We start from the raw sequence: 13886 nt of genomic DNA, 5'->3' as shown, positions 1-13886 counted from the left end.
ATTAACTAAAAAATTAGATTTATGAGTAGTGCAAAACAAAAGATACAATCTCTTTTGAACCAATTGCCTGATAATTGTTCCATAGAAGATGTGCAATATCATCTATATGTTATCGAAACAGTTCGTCGCGGTTTAGAAGTAGTCGAACACCAAGGAACAAGAACTCAAAATGAGGCCGAAGAACGATTGAACAAATGGCTTATAAAGTAGTGTGGTCCCCCAAAGCATTGGAAGATGTAGAAGCAATTGCCATATATATAGCTCGTGACTCGGCTTCCTATGCTGCCGCAGTAGTGAAAAAAATACTTGATGCAACTATTCACATCAGTAAATCACCGTTCTCAGGTAAACCTGTACCAGAATTTGGTGATGATAATATCAGAGAATATTCGGTATTTACTTATCGAATGATTTACCACATTCAGAAAGATATTATTACTATTGCCGCAGTTATTTATGGAAAGAGACTATTGGATAAATAAGTTTGAGATCGATTAAGACTCGATAACAAATTAAAACGGGGGTGGAAATTACCCATCCCCTTCTCTGGAATCAAAACATCAATATTAATTTTTATTACCTCGTCCGTTGCAGATAGGGTAATGATTAAGTCAAGAAGCCAGAAGTCAGAATACATGACTTCTGAATTCTAAATTCAAAGTTCTGCCTTCTATTCATGGAAACTCCCATCGAGAGAATTCGCTTATCCCAAACAGCGAAAGAACAACTTATTAAACTCAAACGCATCACCAAAATCGACCAATGGAACATATTATGTCGTTGGGCATTTTGTCGTTCCCTTGCCGAACCAACTCCACCTTCTCCATTACCAATTCCTCAAGATAGCAACGTTGAGATGAGTTGGCGTGTTTTTGGTGGCGAAATATCCGACATTTTGCTTCTGGCACTTAAACAGCGCTGCCACAATGACAATCTCGGTACCGATACAGAAACCCTGGTGACACAATTTCGCCTGCATTTACATCGTGGCATCGGATATTTAGCAGGCGATCCAAATATCAAGAAAATTGAAGATTTGATTGAATTAGCGACCAAAAATTGAAATTATGGTTAGTGGTTAGTAGCAATTAACGCCCTCAGGCTGTAAGCCTGGGGCTATACGAACAAAGCCTGCCTCCGCAGGCTCATAATATGCATCTTCATATCGAAACGGTATAACTACTAACTACTAACTACTACCTATTAACAAATTCAAATGCTCTTATGTCAGAGAGCTATATAGAAATTGAGCGCCACAGAGCCGCAATTGTTCGTACTGATTTATCCCGCCCAGTGCGATTGGCTATAGAATGGGCAATTCTAAATAAAGATACCACGTTTTTTGACTACGGTTGTGGCTACGGTGGTGATGTAGAACGAGTCGCGCATTTAGGCTACACCAGTGCTGGCTGGGATCCTTACTACTTTCCCGATCGCGATCGTATAGTGAGTGATGTGGTTAACTTGGGGTACATCCTCAATGTGATTGAAGATCCCAATGAGCGCTGCCAAGCTCTACTCACAGCTTGGCAACTGACGCGCAAAGTTTTAATTGTCGCTGCTCAAGTACTGATTAATGCTCCTAGCCGCAATCTTATACCCTATGGCGATGGTGTAGTGACTCGCCACAATACTTTTCAGAAATATTACCAACAAGAAGAACTCAAAAAATACATTGACGAAACGCTAAATGTAGACGCTGTACCTGTAGCGCTGGGTGTATACTTTGTCTTTCGGGATGAAGCTGAAAAAGAAGCTTATAAGGCAATACGCTTTTTCTCGAAAACTTCGACGCCAAGAGTTCGCATTCCTGTTAAACGGTTTGAAGACTACCAAGATTTACTGCAACCATTGATGGCTTTTTATACAAAACGTGGCAGACTGCCAGTCAAAGGTGAATTGGCAAACGAACAGGAATTATTAAAAGAGTTTGGTAGTTTCCGGCGTGCCTTTGCTGTAATTTTACAAGTAACTGACGAAACAGAATGGGATGCGATCGCCTACCGTCGTTCTCTTGACATTCAAGTATATCTTGCTCTCACCCATTTTGAAGTTCGTCCTGCTTGGCAAAAATTAGCACCAGAAATACGCCACGACATCAAAGCCTTTTTTGGTAGTTACGAAGAAGCTTGCCAAGTTGCTGACACCAAGTTGTTTAGCTTGGGCAAACCAAGTGTAGTCAAAGCTGCTTGCAACAAAAGCAAAATAGGCAAACGCACCCATAGCGCTCTCTACGTTCATGTTTCCGCATTGTGTGAACTCGATCCCTTACTGCGAATTTATGAGGGCTGCGCCAGTCGTACTATTGGGCGAGTTGATGGAGCAACAATTATAAAGTTTTATACAGACGAACCGCAAATATCTTACCTGTTTTACCCAGAATTTGATACTGAACCCCATCCGGCATTAAAAGCAAGTATTAGTATTGACTTAAAAACTCTAAGTATAACTCATAGAGACTATGAAAATAGAGCAAATCCGCCCATCTTGCATCGGAAAGAAACATTTGTGACTTCTAGTTATTATCTCTACGAAGAATTTGCTCAACTTACCCAACAAGAACAGGAACTAGGCTTACTAAAGCAAAAAAGCGACATCGGCACTCGCGAAGGTTGGGTAAAATGCCTTAAAGAACACGGGGTAGAAATTAGAGGGCATCAAGTTTATTTAGTTTGAATAGGGAACAGGTGACAGGTTACAGGGAACAGAATAGCTGCTTAATGAAACTTAAGGGACTACTAGGGCTGTAGGAACCAAAAATTTCTCTTTCTAGTCCCTAGTCCCTAGCTCCTAGCCCCTAATTTTAAGTTAGGCAAATTGGCACTAAAGAACACACTCGCTGTGGCAATATATTTCAATCTCTAGCCAGATAATTATACATAAGTCTTATAACTCAAAAAAATTTTTTATTGTAATTCTTGATATGTATTAACTAGATCCTTACGGAATTTCAAAGCTGTGAAACCAATTCAATCACTGCTAAAAGTATTTGAGAGCCGCAAAATGGCGGCTTTGTTATTACTAGGTTTTGCATCAGGTTTACCTTTATTGTTAATCGGTAATACACTTAAGGCTTGGATGACCGTAGAAAAAGTTGATTTGGCAGCTATTGGCTGGTTTAGCCTTGCTAGTTTGCCTTATTCATTAAAGTTTCTTTGGTCGCCCTTTCTCGATCGCTTTACTCCTCCATTTTTAGGACGACGACGGGGTTGGTTGCTCATCACCCAGATTGCCTTGATTATAGCGATCGCCTTCATGGCTTTCCAACAACCCAAACAAGCCTTACAGCTTTTAGCCATTAACGCTGTAGTCATTGCTTTTTTGAGCGCAACTCAAGATATCGCCTCTGATGCCTACCGCACCGACGTTTTGACCGAATTAGAAATGGGTGCGGGTGCAGCAGTTTTTATTCTGGGTTATCGAATTGCTTTGTTAATAGCAGGTGCTTTGGCACTGATCCTTGCTGATCGCATACCTTGGTCATCAGTGTACTTGTTGATGGCAGGTGTGATGATAATTGGTATTCTAGGTAGTTTGTTTGCACCAGAACCAAAAGAAATTACCCCTCCCACCTCCTTAGCCCAAGCTGTCATCTTACCGTTTGGAGAATTTTTCCAGCGCCGAGGTGTGATCTCAGGCTTCTTGGTTTTATTGTTTATCACCCTTTATAAACTAGGTGATGCCTTACTGAGTAATATGGCAACGCCCTTCTTACTTACCATCGGTTTTACCAAAACCGATATCGGGGCAATACAGGTAGGAATGGGATTAATTGCTACTATTGTGGGTGCCCTAGCAGGTGGTGCCATTTTGAGTAAAATTGGTATCAATCGCTCACTTTGGATTTTTGGTGCTCTGCAAGCCTTAAGTAACATTGCTTACTTTGTACTAGCCCAACCTCAGTTCACTAAAAACTATCAATTACTGGTGCTTACCATTAACATCGAAAACTTTTGTGGTGGTTTAGGAACAGCTGCCTTTGTGGCATTTTTGATGAGTTTGTGCAACCAACGGTTTTCTGCGACTCAGTATGCGTTGCTCTCTAGCTTGATGGCTGTCAGCCGCGACATCCTAGCTGCTCCAGCCGGATCGATTGCACAAAGTACAGGTTGGCCTTTGTTTTTCCTAATCACAATCGTCGCTGCGGTGCCGGGGTTACTGCTTTTACCTATATTTGCCCCCTGGAACCCTAAACCAGTAGCAATTAACAGACCAGGACTTGATGATGAGGAAGATGATATATGGGGCAGAAACTAATTATTGTTGTTGCTACAACTATTCTCTTATTCACTGGGCTATTGCTTGGTTATGTTCTTTCCCAGTTAGTTTTGGGGTATCTGGCACTTAACCTTTTGACTTTTTTGGGGACTTTTAGCCTAATTTTAATTTTTGGTACGCTTTATTACGTTTTATTTTGGGAATTGCGCAGACAACAATCTCGCTCATCACAGCGAGTAACTAAAATTTCTCCGAATCAGCGGATAGCTGATAATCGTCTGAGAAACAAACTAATTGCGAAGTTAGATGGTGACGCTGCCACAGCAGAACGTTTAATAGAGCAGGCAAAGCTGGATAATCCTGGAATGCCAGAAAGTTGGTACTGGGAAAGAGTGATTGCTGATGTAGAGCGCGAACTAGGCGATCGCAAATAAAAAGTAAAGGGACTAGGGACTATGGACTAGAGGCTAGGTACTAGGAAAAAAAGTGAAAATTCCTCGTTACCAGGTTGAACCTGGTAACGAAAACTAGGGCAATCTGGCTCTCTATCCAATTAAGAAAAATTTAATTAGTGGGTAATTTAATCAATAGCAAGTTTCTCAAAAAAATCTATCTTTAGACTTATGAATGCTCTATCTTGCGATGGTGTATGATTTAACTTGGGATTTAATTTCCAAAACCTTAATTTTTTTGAGATAAACTTAAGCTTTCGCATAATTTGACGGTTTTTCTGAAAAGAATTTTAGAGCAATAAATTGGAATAACATAGTCTTATTCTCACTGGTCTTGAAATATTGAGAAAATTTGACAACAGACTGAGAGCAGAAAACTGAACTGATGCGATCGCTCATTTATTAAACTGGCTTGATTCCAAAGAGTATGAAAAGTCAGAAAGCTGATAAGGTATTGTCAAATTAAACCAAAATCCACAAAATCAAGCACTACTTCGGTTTAGAAGAAAACATAACTGCAATGAGACAGGTGCGTGAGTGAGTGAGAAGTTTATATTACAAAACCTGTAGTTGTGGTCGGTTAATTTACTCTTCTAAATACTTGTAATTGTTGAGATTCTAGTAACGAATCTCTGTCGTTTCAACATCAGAAACTTTGCTTTCATCACCCTATCACCTGAAGTGAAAACTTCAGACAAATGATGATGCATAGGGTAGAGATTTGGATTAACTAATGGGAGAAATTATTATGACAGACCAAGTTAGTACAGCTAATGTTGAGCAGTTTTACTATGCAGATGGTAAAAGAATTCCGCTCACACCTTCACATCATTTTGTTGCGGTTCGGACAGAAGCTCATAATGGTGAAGCAAGAATGCAAACTGCCAACCTAGCTCAGGCTCTGTCTGCTGTCACCTCAGTAGGTGAAGTTTTTGAAATTCCAGATTACGACCTGATGGTTGTAAAGGTTGCCGAAACGCCTACACCTCGCACAACAGCGATCGCGCCCCCAATCGAAACTGTAAATTCTTTCGTTAACACCCAGCCCGAACTCACGGTGGGGCCACCTGTTTACGAAGTTCCTCAAGCCCCTGTTACTGAAGGACTAATCCCAGTTGGGGAAATTCTAGTGAAGTTTAAAGCGAATGTCCAAGAAGAATTAAAGCAGCAGCTTTTACGGGAAAACAATCTAGAAATCCGCCAATCCAACTATCCAGAACCGGGTACTGACTTAGTGACAGCCCCGAATAGTCAACAAACTGTGGCAATTGCCAACAAATTACACGAAAGCAACTTAGTAGAATACGCTCAACCCAATTTCGTCCGTTTGGCTCCTCGTCTAGGAGCAGGAAACGGTTATGGAAGTGCGGTTCTATCCCGCCGCGATCTAGCATCGCAATCGGCTGGAGTTACCGCAAAAGAAGTACAACAAAAACCAGAGACAGCCACAAGACCTTTACCCACTGCCCCACCCACCGATCCTGGATTTGTCTACCAATGGGGATTGATAAAGATTAAAGCTCCAGAAGCATTTGATATTTCAATGGGCAGTCCCAGCATTTCTATTGCCATCATTGATGAAGGTTGCGATATCCATCACGAAGACATCGTGTATAAACAGCCAGGTTACGACGCAGTTTATCGCCGCGACGATCCCTCTCCTTTACCTAGAGACGGACATGGTACTTCCTGTGCAGGTATAGCAGCCGCCAAGGCAAACAACAATTTAGGTGGAGCGGGTGTTGCCCCTGATTGTCAGGTTCTCCCCATCCGCATTGCCTATGGAGTAGGAGGGGGTTGGTATACTAGTGACGCCATTATTGCAGACGGTGTGCGCACCGCCGTCAACCGAGGTGCAGACGTACTCTCCAACTCTTGGGGAGGCGGTTCCCCCAGCACAGTCATTACTAATGCCTTCAAATATGCCCAGACAGACGGACGGGGCGGTAAGGGTTGTCCCATCGCCATTGCTACCGCCAATAATGACGTGTATGGAGTTGCTTACCCCGCTAATCTCTCCCCCACCATTCCGGGTTTGATGGCAGTAGGTGCCAGCAACCAATGGGATCAGCGCAAGAGTAAAACTAGCTTAGACGGTGAATATTGGTGGGGTTCCAACTATGGCCCCGAAGTAGACGTAGTCGCCCCTGGCGTTAAGATTTATACCACAGATATCATGGGAACTGGCGGCTATGGAGGCGGTAACTATATTCCCGATTTTAATGGTACCTCATCCGCGACTCCCCACGTTGCGGGTTTGATGGGGCTGATTCTCTCTGTAGATCCGGATCTGCGGTCTTGGGAAGTAGAAGACATTATCAAGTTGACGGTTGACGATCTTGGCCCGGTTGGGCGAGATGATGAATTTGGATTCGGGCGGATCAATTGCCGTCGTGCCCTAGAAGCAACCTCGCGAGTCTGGTATGAAATTAGCGTCGAACCGGAATTTATCGGTGCTGGAAACGAATGCTTCATCCGGATTAACCTGCGGATGTACAATTCCGGCATTAATACCGTTCGTCTCGACGGGCTAAATCTGATTTCTCACAGTCCCGATTGGAACACCGAGATTGACCGCTTTGAATACCGACCCAATCCAGGCGGTATTATGGTACCTCGTGCCGATCACGATCTGCGATTCAACCAGATTTTACTCAAAGCCAATGGCAATCAGTCGAGTTGGAGCTACAGCTGGTCGATGAATTGGTGGTACACCTACTGGCGGCCAAACTCTCCTGGGTTACCAATGTCGGTTGGCGAGTTGACAGAAGCCGCAGGGGTAAAGGTTATGGCCACAACAGTACGGGGCAGTGGAGCCTTTGTACAGCCGAGCCAGCCAAAAGAAGCCGTTTTAGGTAATACTTTGTTGGATAATACAGCTGTGATGTTAAATAGCAACGGACAGGTTGGTGAATCGCTGGTCATCGATCTGCAAAATAAGACAATCACGATCGCGCTCCGGTAAAAGCCCAAAACACTGACTTTAATTGATGCTAAGGTTAGCGATCGCCCACCTTAGCATCTAGTTTTCCTCCCATTAACCCCCGAACACCGCTAAAATATATTCCAGTTAAATTAACAAATCTTTAGCTAATTCTCAGAAAGCTAACCTTGCATTCAACATGGCTATATTTCGTCAGTATATTGCACCACTACTTGTAGTAGTGATTTTTTTACTTGCCTTAGTGGCAGTTAGCGCTCGCATCTTTTTGCCTTCAGATATGGCAGCGCCTGCACCCGTTGAAGATGTAGAGAGCTTTTCCTCTGTGTCTACTCATCTTTCCGTATCGTCTTCTGCTCCTCTACTTTTTTGAAGTTGTCATAAAAAATACTAGTGAGCGTAGATATTACTTTGGCTGAGGAATTACTACCGGGATACAGCATTAAGCGTGGTTCTATTAAGGATCGGGCAATGCTGCTCAGGTTCATGCACCTGACTTACCAGGATATGTTTCCCACTCAGGATTTTTCCCATCTGGCGCACACCGTTGAACAATATCTCTCTGACAATACCCCTTTGTGGTGGGTAGAGGAAGAGGACAACCAGAGGCGGGGACAAGGGAACAAAGATGAGGATATTTCTTCCAATCTCCCACTCTCCCGCTCCTCTACTGTTCTTGTCGGTTGCTTGTGGATGGGAAATGCCATCGACCAAGTTACGGGCGATCGCCACGCTCATATCTTTTTACTGTATGTTGTACCAGAATATCGGCGACGAGGTATAGGTACAGCTTTGATGCACTATGCAGAAGCATGGGCAAAAAACAGAGGCGATCGCCAAATTGGGTTACAAGTTTTTCCATCCAATCAAGCTGCCTTAAATCTTTATAATCAGTTGGGTTATCAAACCCAATCTTTTTGGATGCTAAAACCTCTGTATCCACAAGCATAGGTGTTGTATACTTCCAGCATGAATTTTATGAGGGGAGAGTGGGAGACAAGGAGACAAGAGAGCACCAGGGGTACCAGGAGAACAACCAACCACTGTACGGGCGGGTTTAAAAGATAAATTGTCGGTTTTAACCCAAACATCATCAACAAAACCCGCACCTACTAACCCCTTTACTTAAGTAATTTTTACTGCCACGATCCAAAATTAAAAAATGGTGTGGTAAGTGGCAGTAGGTAATGGTACTTTTGATGTATGTACGACGAAGACGACCTTAGCCTACTCGATGCTGAAGCGGAGTTAGAAAGTCCTTTAGATCAAATGGAGCCGCTGACCGCAGAGTCAGAAGTGCCAAAGCCCGATCCAGAGGAAATGCTACCGCTATTAGAGCATTCTCAGCCGCAGCAGAGGATGCTAGCAGCGCGTGCTTTCTGCGACATAGAAGATGAACGTGCTATCCCCCATCTGATTCGCCTATTAACTGATACTTGTCCTTTAGTGCGGGTAAGTGCAGCCTATGGACTTGGACGTAATCCCAGCTCAGATGCAGTAGAGCCATTGATTGCCCAATTGGGACGAGATTGGAATGGATATGTGCGCAAAGGCGTTGTTTGGGCATTGGGTAACTGCCGCGATCGCCGCTGTTTAGCACCTCTAGCAGATGCTTTAAGAACTGATGTTCCGGCAGTGCGTTTGTGGGCTGCTAGTTCCTTAGCACAAATGGCAGAAGTTGGTTACGAAGCCGTGGTTGGGGCAATACCACCGTTAATTGAAGCCTTAGTACAAGATCCGATCGCAGCAGTGCGGAGTAACAGTGCTTGGGCGATCGGACAATTATGCCGCGAACTACCTTCAAATGTCGTCTATGCGACAGCCGTTGATGCTTTGATTCAAGCCTTTGCCGAAGATCAAGATTTAGGCGTGCGAGAAGATGCTAAAACTGCAATTTTGGGAGTAGGCGATCCGCGTGGATTGCAGTTGATTGAAACTCTGGAACAAGAAGGGTGGTTTTAAAAGAAGTCAGACGGCAGGAGGCAGAGGAGCCAGCGCCGTGGTGAGCCAGCACTGCGGGAGGGTTTCCCTCCGCAGGTGACTGGCGAAAGGGTTACCCAACTTGGGGCGACTGGCGTGGCAGGAGGCAGAAGGGAAGACTTGGACAAGGGGACAAGGAGAAGAATTTTCCCACTCTCCCCTCCTCTTCCTAGCCCCTAGCCCCTAGCCCCTATTCCCTGCTCCCTCTTTGCGTCTTAACATCTACTGCTATTACGCAGTCAAATCAAACTCATGCCACTCGTCGCGCCATTTTAACCGAAATTTTAGGCGTGTCCAGTTAGGAGGAAGGTTTGGACAAGCGATGGGGCCAAAGTTTGTCATCCGCACACCAGCAAAGCCAAAGATGACTGCTTGCCATACTCCCCCAGCACTAGCGGCGTGGATTCCTTCGTGGGCGTTACGACGCACATCAGCTAAATCTACCATCGCTGCTCGCATAAAGTGAGTGTAGGCTTCGACTGGTTGGTTAAGATCGCAAGCCAAAATTGCGTGAATTGCCGGGCCGAGAGAGGAACCATAGCTATGATCGGTGCGGGGGCTGTAATAATCCCAGTTGGTTTTTAGGGTTTTACGGTCAAAGCGATCGCGCAGCAAGTACATTAGCATTAACACATCCGGCTGCTTGAGAATTTGCTTTTGACTGGTGGCTTCTACTCCTAGCAAACCTTGCATTGATTTGGTACGTGGTTCGTAGTCGGCTAAATTAACGTCTTCTAAGTTAAAAAAGCCTTCAAACTGCTCAATCAAACCAGTTGCCAAATCTTGATTTACATAGAGACGATTGGCAATGTCGCCCCACAACTCCATCTGTTCTGGTTGCAGGTAAAGTTTTTCTGCCAATTGTGCTGAAGTATCGGGATAGGATTTCACTAGCCAATCCCACAATGCTAAAGCAGTTTGCAAGTGCCACTGCACCATTACATTGGTAAAGGCATTATTATCGACGCGATCGTGGTTTTCATCAGGGCCGATTGTATCGCGAATGTCATAGCAGTGACGCTGTTGGTTCCACTCTACCCGACTTTCCCAGAAAACCGCCGTATCTAAAATTATTTCCGCGCCACAGTCACGCATCCATTCATCATCGCCTGTGGTTTGCCAGTATTGCCAAGCAGCATAAGCCACATCAGTATTGATGTGTACCTCAATATCGCCACACCAGATCCGAACTTGTTCGCCATTTGGCCCTGGTACCCACCGGGGAGTCACTTCATCACCAGTGCTAGCACTTTCCCAAGCATACATTGCTCCTCTATATCCCATTTCTTGGGCTTTGCGTCGCGCCCCCCGTAAAGTGTGGTAGCGATAGGTAAGCAAGTTACGCGCTAGGGCTGGCTGAGTGTGGATCAACAAGGGCAGGATAAAAATTTCCGTGTCCCAAAAGATATGTCCGCTATAGGCAAACCCAGAAAGGGTTTTGGGAGGAATACTAACTCTGTCGTCATAACGGGGTGCAACCGCAAGTAACTGAAAGAGATTGTAGCGGATGCTCAACTGCGAGAGGCGATCGCCTTCTATTACCACGTCACTGTCTTGCCAAACTCGCTCCCACGCAGCAATGTGTGCTGCTAACAAAGTTGAATAACTGGGTGCAGCAACTAGTCGAATTAATGCTGCTTCGGCAGGAGTTGGTATTTCCCGTGAGGTGTAGAGGGTGACAATCTTTTCTAAAGTTACAGTCTTTTCTGGTTCTACTTGTAAAGTTGTTACCAGTGTGGAGTGATGATGTTCACCTTGACGCACGCATACCGATGCAGTTTCTTCACCTTCTACTATCAACTTAGCTGCCATGCCAAATTCGATGGCAGAATGGAGAGTTTGGCTGTGCAGCCAAATCAGATTATCTAAGCCACCCTGCTTTAACGTCTGCCAATGTTTTACACCTTGAGTGCGCGGTTCGGGATGAAATCCAACTTCTACCTCAATGTCGCCCTCAAAATCTATAGATGTAATTTGACATCTGATTGCCAAAAAATTTTGATTTGCTAGACTGGCAAACCGCTCAAAATGAAATTCTACCGTGTGTCCTGCCGGGCTTCGCCACCGTACATCTCGGCTGACTATACCTAAACGCAAATCAAGGCGACGTTCGTAGTGCAAGATTTCTCCACTGTCCATGCGAAAGCGTTCCCCTGCTACTTTCACCACAAACGGTAGCCAATTGGGGCAGTTAACTAGTTCGGTACTAGCGATCGCCACATCATCATAAACCCCATGAATGATAGTTGCTGGAGAATCATGAGGATAGCCTTCCTCGAATGTGCCTCGCGTTCCTAAATACCCGTTGCCGAGAGTGAAAACTGTTTCTTGATGATGTAGCCTAGAGGGGTCAAATTCTGTTTCTAGAACGTTCCAATCGGTAGAGTCAATTAGTTGCTGGTTTTGTTGAGAGCTATAGACGGACAAGTCTAACATGAGTGAATGAAACCTAATACTTGAGGGCTAGCTGGGAGCTGAGTGCAATAGAATGGTCAGAGGATGTCTGAGAAGTATTAAATATTTCTCCCCATCCCTCCTAGACTCCCTAAAAAAGGGAGACTTTGAGTAATTTCCGCCTTCTTAAGGGGATTTAGGGGGATCTATAAGTATTGAATACAACACCAACAAGTTTTCAGACATCCTCTCAGAGACTAAATAAGTTCTTCACTACCTTCTACATTTTGTCTAGGGTGCTTTACGCCCAGACAGGTGGCAGTTAAGTGCAGTAAATCACTAACGTTCCCTTTCATCTATCCATAGATAGATTTTCTTATTTCTTTCTAACAAAATTCTTAAGAATTGAAAAATAAAGTAATTTTTACATTTGGTAAAGAAATGTACAAAACTACATATTCTTCAATACACATCTTTCGACATTATTGCCAGACACAAAAAGAGTCAGGATGGTTGCTAATAGTGGCTTGTATCGACTGGAATTCGATAATAATTTAGGGCCACAGCTTACCCTGACATTAAGTAATATTTTTATCTAAAAGTTTTCTTGGAAATATAAATTTATTCTTAAATATTATTGTGAAATGTAAACTCAACAGCTTGTGGACGGTTGTAGTTGTGTAATTTCCACACTATCAATCAAGTACGCGAGATATTGAAGCAATTTTGGATGAGAGTTTGAGAGAAGACGACATAGAGTAATGGAAATTTTTACGAAGGAAGAATGAATTATTGCCGTTTGAACTCGAAACTTCTCCTTTAAAACGAGAATGTTCTCATTTGGAACGAGAAACTTCTTACTTGTAACGAGAATGTTCTCATTTGAGACAAGAAACTTCTCACTTGAAACGAGAATGTTCTCATTTGGAACAATAAGCTTCTCACTTGAAACAAGAATGTTCTTATTTGGAACAAGAAACTTCTCACTTCACATTGCAACATCCGAATTTAAAGCTGATTTGTTGGTGCGATCGCTCCCTTCACTCAACTTCCCAACAAAAAATCTGCCCATCCATAACAATCCGTAGGGTGGGCATTGCTGTGATGTTCATAGAAGAGATTTCCATATTTGGGGCAATGCCCACCTCCTCCTGATTCAGCAGAGCGTAAGTCAGGTGGGCATTGTTGTGATGTTCATAGAAGAGATTTCCATACTTGGGCAATGCCCACCTTATCCTGATTCACCAAATACCATATGAGCAAAATCAGGGAGTGGGGGCTTCTTACCACAGCAGCTACAAGCCCAATCAGCCTGATATTTACCTTTTTTAACCCATTTGTGAAAACTGGAATACTCCCATAGGTGTGGACAAGATACTAACCCATGCTTAACTGGATTGTAGTGAATATAGTCCAAATGCCTTGCCAGATCTGCTTCATTACAAATAGTGTGTTCCCAAAACCGACGTTGCCATACATTACTTTCTCGATGTTTGCGGCGAGAAGCTGAAACATTTTGAGGTAATGACTTTTTACCCCGTAGTAACCTTGTAAATAGCACTTTTAATCGGGAGACTCGTTGCGAGTAATCTGAATCATCAGATGGTAAAGTCCAAAGAAAATGAATATGGTCGGGTAAAATGACTGCTCCAAGAATTTCAAAGGGTTTTTCAGTCCGAATCTTGGCAACAGCAGTCCGCAAGTGAGAGATATTTTCTGGCTCCGAAAATAGAGGTGTGCGGCAGTAAGTCACCAGAGTTAAGAAAAAAGTTCCTCCTGGCACATAGGAGCGTCGATATTGGGACATATGGGTAATATAAGGAATTTTGGTGGGCATTGCTCTATAAGTTAATTGTTATAAAATATACTTTTCTAAAGGCAATGCCCACCCTACTAGCGCG

The 13886-nt window shown here is 43.7% G+C and carries 13 protein-coding genes; 10 read left to right on the top strand and 3 right to left on the bottom strand.

Annotation, left to right across the window (positions count from 1 at the left end):
• Nucleotides 1-21: 21 nt before the first annotated feature.
• The 10 genes from UYC_RS0134160 (at nucleotide 22) to UYC_RS0134110 (ending at nucleotide 9573) form a co-directional block, all read left to right on the top strand.
• Nucleotides 22-210, top strand: coding sequence for a hypothetical protein (locus UYC_RS0134160; RefSeq protein WP_016876085.1), 189 nt, complete (start codon nucleotides 22-24; stop codon nucleotides 208-210).
• A complete protein-coding gene (locus UYC_RS0134155; protein WP_016876084.1) occupies nucleotides 195-482 on the top strand; it encodes a type II toxin-antitoxin system RelE/ParE family toxin in 288 nt (95 codons plus the stop codon). Before UYC_RS0134160 ends, UYC_RS0134155 begins: the two co-directional genes overlap by 16 nt.
• A gap of 194 nt (nucleotides 483-676) precedes the next feature.
• Nucleotides 677-1063, top strand: coding sequence for a DNA sulfur modification protein DndE (gene dndE / locus UYC_RS0134150; RefSeq protein WP_016876083.1), 387 nt, complete (start codon nucleotides 677-679; stop codon nucleotides 1061-1063).
• A gap of 161 nt (nucleotides 1064-1224) precedes the next feature.
• Nucleotides 1225-2676: a DNA phosphorothioation-associated putative methyltransferase gene (locus tag UYC_RS0134145; protein ID WP_016876082.1), complete on the top strand. Its 1452-nt coding sequence runs from the start codon at nucleotides 1225-1227 to the stop codon at nucleotides 2674-2676.
• A 282-nt stretch (nucleotides 2677-2958) separates the two neighbouring features.
• Nucleotides 2959-4257, top strand: a complete 1299-nt coding sequence (locus UYC_RS0134140) for an AmpG family muropeptide MFS transporter (protein WP_016879842.1) — start codon at nucleotides 2959-2961, stop codon at nucleotides 4255-4257.
• On the top strand, nucleotides 4242-4652 hold the full coding sequence (locus UYC_RS0134135; RefSeq protein WP_016876080.1) for a hypothetical protein: 411 nt from the start codon (nucleotides 4242-4244) through the stop codon (nucleotides 4650-4652). Before UYC_RS0134140 ends, UYC_RS0134135 begins: the two co-directional genes overlap by 16 nt.
• Nucleotides 4653-5418: 766 nt before the next feature.
• A complete protein-coding gene (locus tag UYC_RS0134125) occupies nucleotides 5419-7635 on the top strand; it encodes a S8 family peptidase (RefSeq protein ID WP_016876079.1) in 2217 nt (738 codons plus the stop codon).
• Between the two features lie 157 nt (nucleotides 7636-7792).
• Nucleotides 7793-7984 (top strand): hypothetical protein, encoded by a 192-nt coding sequence (locus tag UYC_RS0134120; protein ID WP_016876078.1) that lies wholly within the window; start codon nucleotides 7793-7795, stop codon nucleotides 7982-7984.
• Nucleotides 7985-8004: 20 nt separating this feature from the next.
• On the top strand, nucleotides 8005-8562 hold the full coding sequence (locus UYC_RS0134115) for a GNAT family N-acetyltransferase (RefSeq protein ID WP_016876077.1): 558 nt from the start codon (nucleotides 8005-8007) through the stop codon (nucleotides 8560-8562).
• Between the two features lie 252 nt (nucleotides 8563-8814).
• Nucleotides 8815-9573 (top strand): HEAT repeat domain-containing protein, encoded by a 759-nt coding sequence (locus UYC_RS0134110; protein ID WP_016876076.1) that lies wholly within the window; start codon nucleotides 8815-8817, stop codon nucleotides 9571-9573.
• A 249-nt stretch (nucleotides 9574-9822) separates the two neighbouring features.
• Here UYC_RS0134110 and UYC_RS0134105 read toward each other — a convergent pair whose 3' ends face one another.
• The 3 genes from UYC_RS0134105 to UYC_RS0134100 all read right to left on the bottom strand — a co-directional run bounded on the left by UYC_RS0134105 (nucleotide 9823) and on the right by UYC_RS0134100 (nucleotide 13822).
• The gene (locus UYC_RS0134105; protein WP_016876075.1) at nucleotides 9823-12027 is read right to left on the bottom strand and encodes a glycoside hydrolase family 65 protein; all 2205 of its coding nucleotides are present in this window, start codon (nucleotides 12025-12027) and stop codon (nucleotides 9823-9825) included.
• A 998-nt stretch (nucleotides 12028-13025) separates the two neighbouring features.
• Nucleotides 13026-13208 (bottom strand): hypothetical protein, encoded by a 183-nt coding sequence (locus tag UYC_RS35970; protein ID WP_040432729.1) that lies wholly within the window; start codon nucleotides 13206-13208, stop codon nucleotides 13026-13028.
• An 8-nt stretch (nucleotides 13209-13216) separates the two neighbouring features.
• A complete protein-coding gene (locus tag UYC_RS0134100; protein ID WP_016876074.1) occupies nucleotides 13217-13822 on the bottom strand; it encodes an REP-associated tyrosine transposase in 606 nt (201 codons plus the stop codon).
• Nucleotides 13823-13886: the final 64 nt, after the last annotated feature.

Origin of the sequence: Chlorogloeopsis fritschii PCC 6912, assembly GCF_000317285.1 — a bacterium.
In the GTDB taxonomy this organism is placed as follows: domain Bacteria; phylum Cyanobacteriota; class Cyanobacteriia; order Cyanobacteriales; family Nostocaceae; genus Chlorogloeopsis; species Chlorogloeopsis fritschii.
Note: the sequence above shows the minus strand (reverse complement) of the source record. Positions and strands in the feature narration are given on the sequence as shown.

Excerpts from the sequence above, each read along its gene's own strand:
- UYC_RS0134160 (WP_016876085.1), top strand. The coding sequence starts at position 22 with ATGAGTAGTGCAAAACAAAAGATACAATCTCTTTTGAACCAATTGCCT.
- UYC_RS0134155 (WP_016876084.1), top strand. The coding sequence starts at position 195 with ATGGCTTATAAAGTAGTGTGGTCCCCCAAAGCATTGGAAGATGTAGAA.
- dndE (WP_016876083.1), top strand. The coding sequence starts at position 677 with ATGGAAACTCCCATCGAGAGAATTCGCTTATCCCAAACAGCGAAAGAA.
- UYC_RS0134145 (WP_016876082.1), top strand. The coding sequence starts at position 1,225 with ATGTCAGAGAGCTATATAGAAATTGAGCGCCACAGAGCCGCAATTGTT.
- UYC_RS0134135 (WP_016876080.1), top strand. The coding sequence starts at position 4,242 with ATGGGGCAGAAACTAATTATTGTTGTTGCTACAACTATTCTCTTATTC.
- UYC_RS0134125 (WP_016876079.1), top strand. The coding sequence starts at position 5,419 with ATGACAGACCAAGTTAGTACAGCTAATGTTGAGCAGTTTTACTATGCA.
- UYC_RS0134120 (WP_016876078.1), top strand. The coding sequence starts at position 7,793 with ATGGCTATATTTCGTCAGTATATTGCACCACTACTTGTAGTAGTGATT.
- UYC_RS0134110 (WP_016876076.1), top strand. The coding sequence starts at position 8,815 with ATGTACGACGAAGACGACCTTAGCCTACTCGATGCTGAAGCGGAGTTA.
- UYC_RS0134105 (WP_016876075.1), bottom strand. The coding sequence starts at position 12,027 with ATGTTAGACTTGTCCGTCTATAGCTCTCAACAAAACCAGCAACTAATT.
- UYC_RS0134100 (WP_016876074.1), bottom strand. The coding sequence starts at position 13,822 with ATGCCCACCAAAATTCCTTATATTACCCATATGTCCCAATATCGACGC.